This is a genomic window from Alsobacter metallidurans (assembly GCF_014636935.1).
GTDB lineage: Bacteria > Pseudomonadota > Alphaproteobacteria > Rhizobiales > Beijerinckiaceae > Alsobacter > Alsobacter metallidurans.
Genome location: NZ_BMES01000001.1, coordinates 938,717 through 954,669, shown reverse-complemented (window position 1 = coordinate 954,669; position 15,953 = coordinate 938,717). Strand labels below are relative to the sequence as shown.

The window sequence follows — 15,953 nt, the reverse complement described above, 5'->3', positions numbered from 1 at the left end:
CGCTCCCCTCCTCCGGCGCTGCGCGCCACCTTCTCCCCGTTCTGGCGCGCAAAGCGCGCCCGGGGAGAAGGAAACACGAGGTCAGCCGCTGATGCGTTCCACCTGGGCGCCGCAGCGGACGAGCTTCTTCTCGAGCGCTTCGAACCCGCGATCGAGGTGGTAGACGCGGTGGACCATGGTCTCGCCCTCGGCCGCGAGCGCGGCGATCACGAGAGACACGGAGGCGCGCAGGTCCGTCGCCATCACGGGTGCGCCCTTCAGCACCGGGGCGCCTTCCACGATGGCAAGGTCGCCGTCCAGGCGGATGTGGGCGCCGAGGCGGGCGAGCTCCGACACGTGCATGAAGCGGTTTTCGAAGATGGTCTCACGGATATGCGAGACGCCGTCCGCGCGCGTCATCAGCGCCATGAACTGGGCCTGGAGGTCGGTCGGGAAACCCGGGAAGGGCTCCGTCGTGACGTCCACGGGCGCGATGCCGCCGCCATTGCGGCGAATGCGGATCCCGCCGCTCTCGGAGGTGACCTCGGCGCCCGTGCGGGCGAGCACGTCGAGGCCCGCCTGCAGCAGGTCGGCGCGGGTGTTCTGCAGCAGCACGTCGCCGCCCGTCATCGCGACCGCCATCGCGTAGGTGCCGGTCTCGATGCGGTCCGGCAGCACCGGGTGGCGGCAGCCGCCCAGCGACGTCACGCCCTCGACGACGATGCGGGACGTTCCCGCGCCGTCGATTTTAGCCCCCATGGCGATCAGGCAGTTCGCCAGGTCCACCACCTCGGGCTCGCGCGCGGCGTTGTCGATCACGGTGGTTCCGTTGGCGAGCACGGCCGCCATCAGGGCCGTGTGGGTGCCGCCCACCGTGACCTTGGGGAAGTCGATGCGGCCGCCGCGCAGCCCGCCCGTGGGGGCGCGCACCACCGCGTAGCCGGCGTCGATCTGCACGTCCGCTCCCAACGCCTCGAGCGCCATCAGCAGGAGGTCCACGGGCCGCGTGCCGATCGCACAGCCGCCCGGCAGCGACACCTTGGCTTCGCCCATGCGGGCCAGCAGCGGCGCGATCACCCAGAAACTGGCGCGCATGCGCGACACGAGCTCGTAGGGCGCGGTGGTGTCCACGATGGTCTTGGCGGTGAAGCGGATCGTCTCGCCGTGATCCTCGTCCTGGCCGACGCGCTTGCCGTCGATGGAGGCATCGACGCCGTGGTTGCCGAGGATGCGCATCAGGAGCCGCACGTCGGAGAGCCGCGGCACGTTCTCGAGCACCACGGTCTCGGGCGTGAGCAGGCTGGCGATCATCAGCGGCAGGGCGGCGTTCTTGGCGCCGGAGATCGGGATGGAGCCGTTGAGCTGAGCCCCGCCGACGATGCGGATACGATCCATGGAGACACCAACGGTTGGCGGCGGCGGGCCGACGCCCATCCGGCCGCAGAAAGCGGTCACGTGCGGCAGACAGCTGCCAAGTCGATTGCGGCCTATAAAGGGCTCCGGCCCGAACCGCGAGCCAAAAAGCCGCAGCGTTCCCCAAAGGTCACGGCTTGTCGTCGCCCGGAAGCGGCTCGGGGGGCAGCTTAGCGGCGTCGGACGTCGGCTCGCGCCTCGCGCGCGCCTGCGCCTTCCGGCGTTTCAGATTGTCGCGCAGCGCCGCCGCAAGCCGCTGCTTGCGAGCCTCGTCCCCGGCGGATCCGCCTGTCGCCACTGCGCTATCTCCCATTTCCGCCCGAAATCCTTATGCGGTCGACGCGGGCCAGACAACCGCCCGGCCGCCCCGTTTTGGCCGCATCCGGGGATCAATCCAGCGCCCGCAGGTCCGGCGATCTGCGAATTGAATGGGCCCCGCGCCCGTGCGATGGAAGCTGCATGAACTACGAAGCGTTCTTCGAAAGGGCGGTCGCCGCCCTCAAGGGCGAGAACCGGTATCGGGTCTTCGCCGATCTCGAGCGCGTCGCGGGACGCTTCCCGCACGCCATCCGGCACACGCCCGCGGGCCCGCAGCCCGTCGTGGTCTGGTGTTCTAACGACTACTTGGGAATGGGCCAGCATCCCGACGTGATCGACGCCATGGCGTCCACCGCCCGGCGCATGGGCGCGGGCGCGGGCGGCACGCGCAACATTTCGGGCAACCACCATCCGGTGGTGCAACTAGAGGCCGAGCTCGCGGACCTGCACGGCAAGCAGGGCGCGCTGGTCTTCACGTCCGGCTATGTCTCCAACCTCACCGGCATCGCCACCATCGCGAGGCTGATCCCGAACTGCCTGATCCTGTCCGACGCGCTGAACCACAACTCGATGATCGAGGGCGTGCGCAACGCAGGCTGCGACAAGGCGGTGTTCCGCCACAACGACATGGGCCACCTGGAGGAGCTGCTGCGCGCCGCCGGGCCCGAGCGGCCCAAGCTGATCGTGTTCGAGAGCGTCTATTCGATGGACGGCGACATTGCCCCCATCGGCCAGATCTGCGACCTCGCCGAGCGCTATGGGGCGATGACATATATCGACGAAGTGCACGCGGTGGGCCTCTACGGGCCGCGCGGCGCGGGCGTCGCTGAGCGCGACGGCGAGATGGCGCGCATCGACGTGATCGAGGGCACGCTCGCCAAGGCCTATGGCTGCCTCGGCGGCTACATCGCCGGCAAGGCCTCCGTGGTGGACGCCGTGCGCTCGCACGCGCCGGGCTTCATCTTCACCACCACGCTGCCGCCGGCCGTGGCGGCCGCGGCGCTCGCCTCCGTGCGTCACCTCAAGGCGTCCGGCGCGGAGCGCGCACGCCACCAACAGCAGGCCGCCCGCACCAAGGCGGCGCTTGCGGCGGCGGGCCTGCCCCTGATGGAGACGCCCACCCACATCGTGCCCTTGATGGTGTGCGACGCGGAGCTGTGCAAGGCGGCGTCCGACCGGCTGCTGGAGCAGCACGGCCTCTATATCCAGCCGATCAACTATCCCACCGTGCCGCGCGGCGCGGAGCGGCTGCGAATCACGCCGACGCCGTTGCACGACGACGCGCTGATCGCCGAACTCACGGCCGCGCTTGTGGAAGTCTGGGACCATTTCGGCCTGCCGCGCGCCGGTCTCGCCCCCACGGCGCTCGCGGCCGAGTAGCCCGGCCGGGGGCCATGCGGTTGGGGCGGGGAAAAACGACCCGCCCCGGCTTGCGCCCCCGTCCCCCATGTGGCAAGAGAGCGCCGCTCCGGGACGCGCGCTGCAAGCCGCCTTCCCTGGCTGCCGTAGCTCAGTGGTAGAGCACTCCCTTGGTAAGGGAGAGGTCGACAGTTCAATCCTGTCCGGCAGCACCAGCATTTCCCGAGATCATGAACGGTTTCACCTCAGCCGCGCCTCGCGACCTGCGTTGCGGAAACGCTGAACGAGCCGCGACTGTGCGCCAGCGCCAATGCGCAGCGGCCGCGAGTGTCCACACGCCCACGTCGATTGATCCAGGACAATGAAGCCGCGGCGCGGCCGTATAGGCTGAAGTCCGTGCGAGCCCCGGGGTATCCCCGACAGATCGTTACGGCTGACCAGGGCGGCATCCACGCGGCTCCGGCCCGATCCGGGCGGACAGAACCTGATTGTATCCGATGGAGGTGGGCGATGAGAGGTCTTACCCTTGTTTCGCTTGCGGCTCTCGCCTTCATGGCGCCGGCGTCGGCGCAGAACAGCCCCTATTCGGAGCCGGCCGCGCCGCGGTCGGGCGGCTACGCGGACCCGTCCGTGCCGTCGCTCGGAGACGTGATGCTGTCGGCTCAGCTTCGTCATATCAAGGTCTGGTTCGCGGGTCGCACTGGCAGTTGGGCGCTGCTGAAGCACGAGGCTGTCCGCCTGCAGGACACGCTGATCCGCGCGGCCATGCTCTACCACGGGATACCGATCGAAGAGGTGGCGAAGATCAACGACCCGATAGCGGCCATCATCCAGGCCGCGGAGGACAGGAACATCTCCAAGTTTCAGGCCGCCTACGCGGACCTGACATCCGCCTGCAACAGCTGCCACAAGTCCGGCGGAGTGGAATTCATCCGGGTGCAAACCCCCTCGGCGTCGCCCTTTTCCGACCAGGGTTATCCCGGACTGCCGTGAGACGCGCACGACACGAGGGCGAGCTCCGCGGTCGGCGGCTGCCCCGCTCATGCGGCTGGCATATTCTTAGCGGCGAACGCAACCACGCCCTCCGGTGAGGAGTGAAGTTGCTTGATCGGCCTGCCGCCTTGTGGCGCGTCAATCGCGCCCGTGCGGGCGGATCCGGGCCAGCGGCCCGGCTTGATCTGTGTCCGGAGGCCTGGCGGCGATCGGGAGCGTGGTTTCCGCCAACGAGGGCTGGCCCCGGCCCCTCACCTTCCGGTCGCTTGGCCCAGCAGACCTTGACGGCGCAGGGCCTGGCCGGCGCAGGCGCTCAGTGCGCCTTTGAATCCGACCAGCTCAGAAACATGCCGACATCGCCAGGCAGGCCTTGGGGCCACTCAATGATCATGGCCTTCAGCTTGTAGCCGGCAGGCCGCAGCCTGTCGCGCCAGATCTCGTATGCCTGGCGCGGCCGTCCCGTCAGCGTTTCGGGCCAGCCTTCCTCGGCGTTGTTGATGGCGCGGCCGCCGTCCGAGCAGAGGGCGTTGGGAAAGCGCATCACCATGATTTCGGAAACGCCATTCTTTGCTGCCTCGCGCAGCCGGGACCCGAGCCGCCGCTTGATGCCCTCCATCACGTCGGGCGTCAGCGACAGCGGACTGGCCAAGGTCTTGATCAGTTCGTTCTTGGCCTGATCGGCTTTCGCCATGGCGCTCACTTCCGCCATTGCTTCCGCCATCGACATGTTCTCCATGTATTTGCGCAGCTCATCCGCGCTCATGAAGACTTCGTCGCCAAGCGTTGAATGTTTCTTGGCCTGCGATGTGGCTGCCGCCATGGTGATCTCCTGTCCCACGCTTGCCGGCGCTCTGGCGCCGGTCACAGGCGCGGCGCGATCCCGGCCCGTCTTCTCCGGAGCTACCGCATCGTCCGAACAACGGACTGAGCGGAATCAGTTTTGATTCGAAGCCCGGCGTTAGGATGCCCGCCAACGCTACTTCGCCGCCGCGCCAGGCGCGCCCGACTCGTCCCCCATCGGAAGAGGGCTTCGGCGATGTCCCGCAATCCCGGGACGGGGCTCGGCGACTGCAACCACCGAAAGGAACGAGTACATGAGCTCAGCAACAGAGCCCAAGTCTCCCACCCCGGCTTTGCCCTTCAATCCGGTCGCTGTCTGGGAAGACTATTGGACGGACGCCCTGCAGCGCTCGGTGCTGATGCTCGACACGCTGCGCAGGCGCGGCAACACCTTTGTGGCCCAGTCCGAGAAAGTCGCCCCTCACGTTCTCAACTTCGACGGGGACATCGTTCTGGACGGCCGCACGCTCGAGCGGCCCGTCAATTATGCGCTCATCCGCATCAAGCCACGGGCGGGCGTTTCGGTCGACCACCGCAAGCGCCCCTTCATCGTGTTCGATCCCCGGGCCGGGCATGGCCCCGGCATTGGCGGCATGAAGCAGGACAGCGAGATCGGCGTCGCGCTGGAGGCCGGGCACCCCTGCTACTTCGTGGGATTTTCGGCCAAGCCCATCGAAGGCCAAACCATCGAGGACGTCTGCGTCGCCGAGGCGAGGTTCATCGAAAAAGTGCGCGAACTGGAGCCCGAGGCTGTCGGCAAGCCCTGCCTGATCGGGAACTGTCAGGCGGGTTGGCAGATCATGCTGACGGCGGCCATCAAGCCGGACCTTGCGGGTCCGATCATCCTCGCCGGATCTCCGCTGTCGTACTGGGCCGGCGTTCGCGGCAAGAACCCGCTGCGCTACCTGGGCGGAATGCTCGGCGGCACGTGGATGACGGCGTTGGCCGGCGATCTCGGCCATGGCGTGTTCGACGGCGCAAGCCTCGTCGCCAACTTCGAGCAGCTCCATCCCGAAAACACGCTGTGGGAGAAGGCCTACAACGTCTACGCGAAGATCGACACGGAGCCGCAGCGCTTTCTCGATTTTGAGACGTGGTGGGGCTCGCCCGTCCTGCTCAACGCCCAGGAAATGCAGTGGATCGCCGACAACCTCTTTGTCGGCAACAAGCTCCGCGAAGGCGGGATCGTGACGTCGAACGGCGAGCGGGTCGACCTTCGCAACGTGCGATCCCCCATCGTGGTGTTCTGCTCGTGGGGCGACGACATCACCCCGCCGCCACAAGCGCTGGGCTGGGTGCTCGATCTCTACGACAAGGACGAGGACGTGGTCCTCGCCGGCCAAACCATCGTCTACTGCGTGCACCAGACCATTGGGCACCTCGGCATCTTCGTGTCCGGGAAGGTGGCGACAAAGGAACACAGCGAGTTCACGTCCTGCATCGAGCTGATCGACCTGCTTCCGCCGGGTCTCTACGAAGCCGTGATCACGGAAGCCGGCCCGGACACCCCCCGCGCCGACCTGATTGATGGCAAGTACCTTTTCACCGTGGAGCCGAGATCGCTCGACGACATCCGCGCCTTCGGGGTCAACAGCCCGGAGGACGAGGCCCGTTTCGCCACGGCCGCGCGCGTGTCGGAGATCAACAAGGGTCTCTACCAGACGTTCCTGTCCCCTCTCGTGCAGAAGGCCTCGACGGAGAAGACCGCCGAGATGCTGCGCGACTTGCATCCGCATCGCCTTCGGTTCTCGGCCATATCGGACAACAGCATCATGTCCGGCGCGATCGAGAAGGCCGCCGAGACCGTGCGCGCCAACCGCCGTCCGGTCCGGGACGACAACCCGCTACGGCACGTCGAGACCATGATGTCCCAGCAGATCAGCAACGGGCTAAAAACCTGGGGCGAGCTCCGGGATAACTGGACGGAGCAGGTTTTCCTGGCGACCTACGGCAATCCCCTCCTGCAGGCCATGGTCGGCCTGAAGGGAGCTCCAGCCGACGAAAAGCACCAGATCGTGCGCGACATCTCGCGTCGGGGCGACGCGGAGGCGTTGCGGACCGAGGTCGAAAGGACCTTGGACGAGGGCGACATCGTCGACGCCGTCTTGCGGGCCATGCTTTACGTCGCACGCGGAGCCAACCGCGGCGCGGACGAGCGGTCGTTCAGCACGCTGAAGGCCATTGCGGCCAGCCTCCCGAAAGCGCTCAAGATTGGCCGGGAGAGGCTGAAGGACGCGGTTCGGCGTCAGGCCCTCACGCTGTCGCTGGACGAAAGCAGGGCTGTGAAGGCCCTGCCAAACCTGGTGCCCGACGACCCGCAGCAACGCCACAACGCCCTCTCGCTCATCAAGGCCCTTTTCGAGAGCCGCGACAGGACGGCGGAGGAGACGCGCCGTCTCGGCGAAATCTCCGCGATCTTCGAACCGAGCCGGGCCCGGGTGGTCCACCGCCAACCCGCCGCCTCGTGAGCGAGGACACCGCCATGACGAATGCGCTCGCCGGCCGCAAGGCCCTGGTCATCGGGGTCGCGAACGACAAGTCGATCGCGTGGGGCATCGCGTCGGCGCTTCGCGCCGCCGGCGCCGAGCTCGCGATCACCTACCTCAACCCCAAGGCCGAGCCCCATGTGCGGCCTCTCGCCGAAAAGCTCGACGCCCGGATCGTCGCGCCGCTCGACGTGGCCAGGCCGGACGACGAAGACGCGTTGTTCAACAAGATCGCGACGGAGTGGGACCGGCTCGACGTCGTGGTCCACTCGATCGCTTACGCGCCGCGGGACGATCTCCATGGCCGCGTGATCGACTCCACGGCGGAGGGGTTTGGCCTGGCAATGGACGTCTCTGTCCATTCCTTCGCGCGGCTCTGCCGCAGGGCTGAACCCTTGATGCGCGCCGGCGGATCCTGCCTGACGGTCAGCTACTACGGCGCGGAAAAGGTGATCTCGACCTACAACATGATGGGTCCCGTCAAGGCCGCACTGGAGGCGACCGCGCGCGAACTGGCCTCCGAGCTCGGACCCAGCGGGGTACGCGTGAACGTGCTGTCGCCCGGCGCCATGGCGACCCGGGCGGCCGGCGGCATCGCGGAGTTCGACGCGATGCTGGAGGCAACGATCGAGCGATCGCCCATGGGCAGGCTGGCCAGCATCGAAGACGTGGGCGCCACAGCGGCGTTCCTGGCCAGCGACGGCGCCCGCAGCATCACGGGCGAAACAATCCACGTGGACGCCGGCTACCACATCATGGGCTGACGCCCATCCACCGGCCGCTTCACAGATTTCAGAAAGGCTGCTCATGAGCGCCCGTGACACGATCAGCAACCGGACCTGGGACGAGCTCGAGGTCGGCGACACCGCGAGGGTTGAGCGAGTCTGCGCCGTTCAGGACCTGATCCTGTTCGCTCACGCCTCCGGGAACACGAACCCGCTGATGCTGCCTTCGACGGAAAAGGCCGCCCAGCCGGGAGACCTCGCCATGGCGCCGTCGCTCTGGGTGGGCTCCCTCATTTCCGCAGTTCTGGGAAACATCCTGCCGGGGGCCGGGACGGTGTACCGGAGCCAGAGCTTCCGCTTTCCGTCACGGGTGCATGTGGGCGACCGGCTGCTCGCCACGGTGAAGTGCGTGGCCAAGCGAGAGCGCCCCGTTGCGGTGTTCGAGACGACTGTGGCGACCGCTGATGGCCGGCTTGTGTGCGAGGGAACCGCCGAGGTGGAAACGCCCCTCGCCTCGATCGCGACGCCGCGCCGGGCGCTGCCGCAGATCATCGTCGACCAGGAGGACCACTTCGCCAAGCTTTTCGCGGCCGCCGCGGGCCTTCCTCCGCTCAACACCGCGGTGGTTTGCCCGGATGATCGCAATTCGCTCGAAGGGGCGGCGCTTTCGGCCAGGAGCGGCCTGATCCGGCCGATCTTGATCGGCGACGAGGCCGCGATCCGGCGCATGGCGGCCGAGATCGGCGAAGACATTTCGGCCTTCCAGATCGTGGCCGAGAAGGACTCCCGCGCCGCCGCCGCCAAGGCTGTCTCCATGGTGCGCGCCGGCGAGGCGGCCGCGATCATGAAGGGCAACATCCACTCCGACGAACTGCTCGCCCAGGTGGTGAAAAAGGAGGGCGGCCTGCGCACGCAGCGGCGCATCAGCCACTGTTTCGTGCTGGACGTTCCAACCCTCGAGCAACTGCTTTTCGTGTCGGACGCGGCCATCAACATCGCGCCGGATCTGACCACCAAGGTCGATATCGTCCAGAACGCGATCAACCTTGCGCAGGCCTGCGGCATCGCAAAGCCCCGCGTCGGCGTGCTGTCGGCGGTGGAGACCGTGAACGTCAACATCCCATCGACGCTGGACGCCGCCATCCTGTCCAAGATGGCCGACCGTGGGCAGATCAAGGGCGCGATCGTGGACGGTCCCCTCGCGATGGACAACGCCATCGACCTCGAGGCGGCGCAAACCAAGGGCATCGCGTCCCTGGTCGCCGGCCGCGCCGACATCCTCATCGTCCCCAACCTCGAAGCCGGCAACATGCTGGCGAAGGAGTTGACGTTTGTGGCGCGCGCGGAGGCGGCCGGGCTCGTGCTGGGCGCGAGCGCGCCCGTGATGCTCACCTCGCGCGCGGATGACGCGCGCGCGCGCAAGGCCTCGTGCGCGCTGGCGCTGCTGTACGAGCGCTTCCGCCGCGAGGGTGCGCCGGCGCGCAGGCTCGCATGATGAGCGCGTGCCTGCTCACGCTCAACGCGGGCTCGTCCTCGCTCAAGTTCGCGGCGTTCGCGGCGCGCGCGGGCGAGCCCCTGCGCCTCGCGAGCGGCCAGGCGGAAGGCCTGAAAAGCGAGCCGCGGTTCGAGGCGCGGCTGGGCGACGGGCCCAGGCAGAAGAAGGCGCTGGGGGATGGCGGCCCCGTCAGCCACCGGCAGGCGCTGGACGCGGTGCTGGCCTGGCTCTCGGAGCATCTGCCCGATCACCAGATTGCGGCCGTCGGGCACCGCGTGGTGCATGGCGGGCGGTTCTTTTCGGGCCCGGTGGTGGTCACGGACGAGGTTCTGGAGCGGCTCCGCCTTCTGGAGCCGCTGGCGCCGCTTCACCAGCCCCATAACCTGGCCGGCATCGGGGTCGGCAGGCAGGCCTTCCCGGGCGCCGTGCATGTCGCCTGCTTCGACACCGCCTTCCACCGCGGCCACGGCTTCGTGGAGGAGGCCTATGGTCTCCCCCGCGAGCTGTATGCGGCCGGCATTCGCCGCTACGGCTTCCACGGCCTGTCCTACGAGTCGGTTGTGCACCTGCTGCGCGCAACGGCGCCGTCCTTGTGGGACAAGCGCCTGGTCGTATCGCACCTGGGCAACGGAGCCTCGATGTGCGCCATCCAGGGCGGAGCCTCGGTCGCATCCACGATGGGCTTCACCGCGCTGGACGGATTGCCGATGGGCACCCGGTGCGGCCAGCTCGATCCAGGCGTGCTGCTCTTCCTGATGGCGCATCGCGGCATGGACGCCGCCGCGCTGACAGACCTGCTCTACAACCAGAGCGGCCTGAAGGGACTCTCCGGGATCTCCAGCGACATGCGGGGGCTCGAGGCGTCGGACAAGCCCGAGGCCCGGGACGCCATCGCGTATTTCGTGGCCCGGGTCCGCCGCGAGATCGGGGCGCTCGCCGCCACCATGGGCGGCCTCGACGCGATCGTGTTCACGGGCGGCATCGGCGAGAACGCCTGGCGCATCCGCGAGAAGGCGTTGGAACGGTCCGAATGGCTCGGTATCGCGTTCGATCCGGAGGCCAACAGGGCCGGCAGTCCGGTGATCTCGGGCCCCGACAGCCGCGTCAAGGCGCTCGTGGTGAAGACCGACGAGGAGGCCGCGATCGCGCGGCACACCATCCGGACCTCGGGCATGGACCTGCGGCCCCAATTGGAGCCGCAGGCTATGGCGGGGGAACTGGAATAAAAACCGCAAATTCGGCCCGGGACGCCGCCGGGCCGACGCTGCGGCGGCCGGGTCAGAAGTCGCGCTGCAGACGGACGCGGGCGATGACCTGATCCGCTGATTTACGGACGAGGTTCGCCGGGTCCGTGCTGATCGTGCTGAACACGCCGCCCTGGCCGGCGTCGGCGCGCACGTAGTTGATCTCGGCGCCGATGTCGAGATTGGCGACTGGCGACCAGATCAGGTTGGTTCCGACGCCCCAGTAGCGCCAGTCGCGGTAGGGGTTCGCGCCGTTGAACGAAGAGCTGAATCCGTTGCCCGCGTAGAAAGCGCTGTTGCTGAAATCGATCGACATGTACGTGCCGAACAGCGACTGCCGAATGGTCGGCGTCCAGTAGTGCAGCGCCGCCGCGGTCAGTCCCCAGATGCTGGTGAGCTTCAGATCGCCCGGCGCGCTTCCGGCGATGACGGCGTCCGGCATGCCAAGGTTGCCGACCCCGCCGATGCCCCATCCGGCAGCTTTTCCGAGCCCGAAATAGTTGCCCATGATGTAGGAGCTCGCGCCGTGCGTGTACGTGCCCTGCAGGTAGAGCGCGTCGCCCGAGCCGATCATCGGGAGGTTGAATTTTACGCCGGCGTTCACCGCATAACCGTACTCGGTGGAGGGCGCGAAGCCCTGAGGCGTCACGCCGCTGGCCAGCGCTGTCTGTTCGCCCACCCTGACCTGATGAAGCGCGCCCGAAAGCTGCGCCGCGCCCCATGAGGCGTCGTAGCGCAACAGGCCGACGACGTCCGGCACGCCGGAACCGGCGTAGGCGTAAGTTGGAGCCAGGCCAGGCACGGCCGTGACCGCCGTTGCGGTCGCGTTGCGGGCCTCGACCGGGTCCTCGATGGCCAGGGTCGCCGAGAAGCCCGACCCGAGATCGGCCGTGTAGGCCAGCAAGTTCGTGAGATCGTTGAGCGACGACTGTCCGGCCGTGATTCCAACCCATTCCAGGTCGCCCTGGTAGAACCCGAAGAAGGATTGCGTGCGCCCTGCCGTCAGACCGCCGAACTGGATGAAGGCCCGATCCAAAACGACCTGCGTCTGCGCGTTTCCATTGTAGTCCACGCTCGTGCCCGTGAAGGCGTTGCCGATACGGGTCGCCGTGCCGCTGTAGATCGCGCCGTTGCGGCGCGCGACGTCGACGCGGACGAACGCGCGGAGCAGGCCATAGTCGGTCGCGGTGCGCGTGTCGGCATAGATGCGGCCAAGCGCGCGCGTGCCCGTTGGGTCATCGTTGCGCGTGTAAGTGGTCTGCATCTGAAATTCGTAGCGAACACGACCGCCGATCCGAATGCAGGTGTCTGTTCCGGGAATGTAGAAGAATCCCGCACCGTATGTGGAGCAAACCCGCACATACTCGACCGGCGCAGCCTTGAGGGTAGGTAAATCTGCCGCCATTAATGGTGAACTAGCCAGCGCGCCAGCTATCACGCCAAGAACTCGCTTCATCACAGCCCCCTCCAGCAGTCTCCTACGAAACGCCAATATCTCGATGACGCCGAAGAAGAACTAACTCGTCGATCAGATTACCGGCTGAAAGGCTGTTTAAGCTAGGTCCTGGCTGCCACACCTTGCTGAAAACGTCGGCCACGCCGACGTTTTCATTGTCCATCCCGAGCGAAGACGGCTCACAAAGGATATTCGCCAGTGGGGACTTCACGGCTTCGGTTCATGTTTTGCTGAGGGCTGCCTCGGAAGCCTCGTAAGCATCACGATAGCCTCGCGCGATGGAGCGGACTCCGCGCCCGATGTCCTCGTAAGCCTCGTCGGGCAAGTTCGCGAGCGACACGCGGAGCGACCAATTCGGCGCCGAGAAGCCGCCACCGTTCAGAAGGACGATCCCGTGCGCCTCCGCCAGGCGGAACGCGAGATCGAGCGGATGAACATGGGTTTTCAAGTAATCGACGGCTTTGTCGCCGATGTTCTTGCGCGCCCAGAACTCGAAGTCGATCAAGCCATAATAGGCGTCGAAATTCGGATTTGGTTCGAGTTGCAGGTCCAGTCCCCCGATCAGCGCGTTCGCGCGCCGATGCACAATCTCCATGCACGCCTTCTGGTACGCCTTTGACTGATCCATGAGCTCGGCCAGCGAGAACAGGCTCATCATGACCTGCTGGGGAAGCGACAGGCCTGCGGTGTGGTTGAGCGCGACGTCACGGCTGTCGGCCACAATGCGGTCGATGAATTTCAGCTTCCGTGGCTCCAGGCAGAGAGCGCCATAGCGCTTGTCGAGGGCCTTCAGGTCTGCGTCGGGCAGCCGGGCGATCATCTGGTCGAAGATGTTGTCTTCATGGATCGCGATGACTCCGAGCCTCCACCCGGTACAGCCGAAATATTTGGAATAGGAATACACCCCGATTGTGTTTTGCGGAATTTCACCGAGCAAGGACCGGAAATCGTCGACGAACGTCCCGTAGACATCGTCTGTGAGCACCATCAGATCGGGGCGCTTGGTCCGAACCAGATGGGCGATCTTCGCGATCGTCTCCTTGCTCATGCCCATCCCGGTGGGATTTCCGGGATTCACGACGAAGAACGCTTTGATGGTCTTGTCTTCGAGCTTGGCGATTTCTTCGTCGGTATACTGGAAGCGATTCTCCTGAGGCGCCTTGATCTGCACGACCTTGAGATCATAGTCCTCAAGATGCGTCATCTCGATATAGGGCGTGAAGATCGGCGTGCCGAGCGCGATGGTGTCGCCGGGCAGCAGCAGCCGATTGGCCTTGAGCGACTTGAAGATGTAGCACATCGCGGCGGTGCCGCCCTCAACCGCATAGAGGTTGTACTTGCCCGGCGCCTGCGGCTTGCCGCACATCGCCCATTGCAGGTATTCGTGCACGATCCGCTCGTTGTGGACGAGCATTCGATCCGGAACCGGATAGTTATCGCCTATGATGGAGTCGACGAGTTCGTGCACGAACGCGTCACGGTCGAAGTCGAACGTCGTGGCGGCGAACTCGACCATGGCGGCGAGGAACTCCGCGCCCGGCAGGTTCGCGTGTTCGGCCAGCCAGGTCTTGAAACGCGCCGCGATGCCGCTGGCCTGCGGCATCCCACCGAGGCCGGCGGGATGCGACATCACCCGTGTGCTCTCCGTCAGGGCGAACTGGCCGAGAAGGAAGAAGCCTTCGCGCGGCTTGGTGGCCACCCAGTTGGGATTTCCACGGCCCGCGTTCAGAAACGCCGATTGCGAGCTCCGCGATGTCTTCTTCGCGAGATCGATCAGTTCGTCCTTGATCTCGAACGGGCTCAGGGCTTCGAACTTCTTCAGTGTGAGGATGTCAGCCATGACTTGCTCCTGATGCTGGTGCGTCAGTTCTTGTGCCGTCAATCAAGAAAACTCGGCCTGGGCCAATCAGGTCATCAGCATGACCAGGACCATTCCCCAGATCGTCAGAAGCGTATTGCCGACCGCGTAGGTGACCGTGTAGCCGAGGCCCGGAATCTGGCTCTTCGCACGGTCGTTGATCATGCCGAGCGAGGCCGTCGTGGTCCGCGCGCCCGAGCAGCACCCGAGCACGATGGCGTCGTGAAAGCGGAACACGTATTTGCCGACATACATCGCGAGAATCAGCGGCACGGTGGTGACGATCATGCCCCAGAAGAAGAGGCTGAAGCCGAGCTGCTTCAGGCCCGCCACGAAGCCCGGCCCAGACGAGATCCCCACAACGGCGATGAAGATGTTCAGGCCTACCGAGTTCATGAACCAGACCGTCGAGGACGGGATCCGGCCGAATGTCGGGCGCACGGAGCGCAGCCATCCAAAGAACAAGCCCGAGATCAGCGCTCCGCCCGAGGTGGACAGCGTGAGAGGCACGCTGCCGACCTTGTAGACGATCGCCCCGACCAAGGCTCCGATCGCGATGGCGGCGCCGAGGAACGCGACGTCCGCCACGTCGGTGACCTTGTCCGGAACGCCCAGCAGCTTTGTCGCCGCAGCGACGTCCTGGCTGCGCCCGACGATCGTGACGATATCTCCGCGCTGGAGCTGCGTGTCCGGCAGGATCGGGATATCGACCGCGACGGCGCCGCGGGTGATCTTGCGAAGAAAGACGCCGCGCGTTTCCGGCGACTTGGCGATGACTTCGAGAGTCTTGCCGTTGGCGAAAGCGCTCGTGACGTAGACGTCGACGCCTTCGGCCGGCACCGCGAGGAGCTCGCGATCATCCACTTCCTGGGCGCCGGCGCCGACCAGACCAACCAAGATGTCGCGGCGCCCTGCCAGGGCCACGATGTCGCCAGCCTGGATCACGGTTTCGCCGGTGGCGTCGATGATCTTGTTGTCGCGCCGGATGCGCTGCACGAAGACCCGATTGCCGGGCAGGAGCATCTCGGCGTCCTGCGCGCTTTTACCCACGACCGGACCATCCTCGCGGACCCGGAACGCGCGCAGTTCGAATTGATGCCAAGCCGTGCCGGGGCCTCCCAGCTGCTTCTTGGCGCCGTGCTCCTCTTCGTAGCGCTTGCAGGCGGCCTCGAGATCGATGCCGAGAAGCGTCGGCCCCAGCAGGGCCAGGACGATCGCCGACCCGATGGTGCCGAAGAGGTAGGTCACCGCGTAGGCGACCGGCATCGCGTCGAAGAGCTTCTTGCTTTCCTCCGGCGGCAGTCCGAGCCGGTTGATCGCATCGGTCGCGAGCCCCATCGAGGCCGAGATCGTCTGCGACCCGGCGTAGAGCCCGGCGGCTGAGCCAACGTCGTAGCCGGCGACTCTGGCGCCCAAATAGGCGGAGAACAGGCAGAACACGCAGACGACCGCCGCGAAGAGGGCCTGCGGCAGGCCGTCCTTGGCGATGCCGCGGACGAATTGCGGGCCCACGCCGTACCCGATGGCGAACAGGAACATCAGGAAGAATGTCGGCTTGAGAGGGCCGGTGATCTTGATGTCGAGTTGGCCGATGATCACGGCCGCGATGAGGGTCGCGGTGACGGCGCCGAGGCCCAGGCCCTTGTAGGTGAAGGATCCGAAGTAATATCCGAAAGCGAGCGAGAGGAAGATCGCGATTTCGGGATAGCTCCGTAGCGTTTGAACGAACCAGTCGAACATGATGACACCCGATCAGTCGTGAGCTGTTTCGCCATTGCGGCTCAACG

At 66.4% G+C, this 15,953-nt stretch carries 12 protein-coding genes and 1 tRNA gene; 7 read left to right on the top strand and 6 right to left on the bottom strand.

Going from position 1 to position 15,953, the window contains the following annotated elements; genetic code table 11:
• Window positions 1-81 precede the first annotated feature (81 nt).
• Both murA and IEV99_RS04125 read right to left on the bottom strand, forming a co-directional pair.
• Complete coding sequence (murA, locus tag IEV99_RS04130) at window positions 82-1,374, bottom strand: UDP-N-acetylglucosamine 1-carboxyvinyltransferase (protein WP_188516435.1); 1,293 nt, start codon at window positions 1,372-1,374, stop codon at window positions 82-84.
• 148 nt (window positions 1,375-1,522) lie between these two features.
• On the bottom strand, window positions 1,523-1,690 hold the full coding sequence (locus tag IEV99_RS04125) for a hypothetical protein (protein ID WP_244643544.1): 168 nt from the start codon (window positions 1,688-1,690) through the stop codon (window positions 1,523-1,525).
• Window positions 1,691-1,851: 161 nt separating this feature from the next.
• Between IEV99_RS04125 and hemA the strand changes: the two genes are divergently transcribed.
• From hemA to IEV99_RS04110, 3 genes are all read left to right on the top strand, one after another.
• Window positions 1,852-3,090, top strand: coding sequence for a 5-aminolevulinate synthase (gene hemA, locus IEV99_RS04120; RefSeq protein WP_188516433.1), 1,239 nt, complete (start codon window positions 1,852-1,854; stop codon window positions 3,088-3,090).
• Window positions 3,091-3,209: 119 nt separating this feature from the next.
• Window positions 3,210-3,284 (top strand) — tRNA-Thr (locus tag IEV99_RS04115).
• Between the two features lie 295 nt (window positions 3,285-3,579).
• Window positions 3,580-4,062 carry a hypothetical protein gene (locus tag IEV99_RS04110; protein WP_188516432.1) on the top strand — a complete coding sequence of 161 codons (483 nt, stop codon included), beginning with the start codon at window positions 3,580-3,582 and terminating at the stop codon, window positions 4,060-4,062.
• Between the two features lie 313 nt (window positions 4,063-4,375).
• On the opposite strand, the gene IEV99_RS04105 is transcribed toward IEV99_RS04110, so the two are convergent.
• Complete coding sequence (locus tag IEV99_RS04105) at window positions 4,376-4,882, bottom strand: hypothetical protein (protein WP_188516431.1); 507 nt, start codon at window positions 4,880-4,882, stop codon at window positions 4,376-4,378.
• Between the two features lie 274 nt (window positions 4,883-5,156).
• On the opposite strand from IEV99_RS04105, the gene IEV99_RS04100 reads away from it, so the two are divergent.
• The 4 genes from IEV99_RS04100 to IEV99_RS04085 are packed head-to-tail and all read left to right on the top strand — an operon-like array spanning window position 5,157 to window position 10,834.
• Window positions 5,157-7,370 (top strand): DUF3141 domain-containing protein, encoded by a 2,214-nt coding sequence (locus IEV99_RS04100; RefSeq protein WP_188516430.1) that lies wholly within the window; start codon window positions 5,157-5,159, stop codon window positions 7,368-7,370.
• 14 nt (window positions 7,371-7,384) lie between these two features.
• On the top strand, window positions 7,385-8,152 hold the full coding sequence (gene fabI, locus IEV99_RS04095) for an enoyl-ACP reductase FabI (protein ID WP_188516429.1): 768 nt from the start codon (window positions 7,385-7,387) through the stop codon (window positions 8,150-8,152).
• Window positions 8,153-8,195: 43 nt separating this feature from the next.
• Window positions 8,196-9,608, top strand: coding sequence for a bifunctional enoyl-CoA hydratase/phosphate acetyltransferase (locus IEV99_RS04090; protein WP_188516428.1), 1,413 nt, complete (start codon window positions 8,196-8,198; stop codon window positions 9,606-9,608).
• Window positions 9,605-10,834 (top strand): acetate/propionate family kinase, encoded by a 1,230-nt coding sequence (locus IEV99_RS04085; RefSeq protein WP_308469341.1) that lies wholly within the window; start codon window positions 9,605-9,607, stop codon window positions 10,832-10,834. Before IEV99_RS04090 ends, IEV99_RS04085 begins: the two co-directional genes overlap by 4 nt.
• 52 nt (window positions 10,835-10,886) lie before the next feature.
• Here IEV99_RS04085 and IEV99_RS04080 read toward each other — a convergent pair whose 3' ends face one another.
• The 3 genes from IEV99_RS04080 to aspT form a co-directional block, all read right to left on the bottom strand.
• Window positions 10,887-12,257, bottom strand: a complete 1,371-nt coding sequence (locus IEV99_RS04080; protein ID WP_188516426.1) for a porin — start codon at window positions 12,255-12,257, stop codon at window positions 10,887-10,889.
• 271 nt (window positions 12,258-12,528) lie between these two features.
• Window positions 12,529-14,148 carry a bifunctional aspartate transaminase/aspartate 4-decarboxylase gene (locus tag IEV99_RS04075; RefSeq protein WP_188516425.1) on the bottom strand — a complete coding sequence of 540 codons (1,620 nt, stop codon included), beginning with the start codon at window positions 14,146-14,148 and terminating at the stop codon, window positions 12,529-12,531.
• A gap of 66 nt (window positions 14,149-14,214) precedes the next feature.
• Window positions 14,215-15,906: an aspartate-alanine antiporter gene (gene aspT / locus IEV99_RS04070; protein WP_188516424.1), complete on the bottom strand. Its 1,692-nt coding sequence runs from the start codon at window positions 15,904-15,906 to the stop codon at window positions 14,215-14,217.
• Window positions 15,907-15,953: the final 47 nt, after the last annotated feature.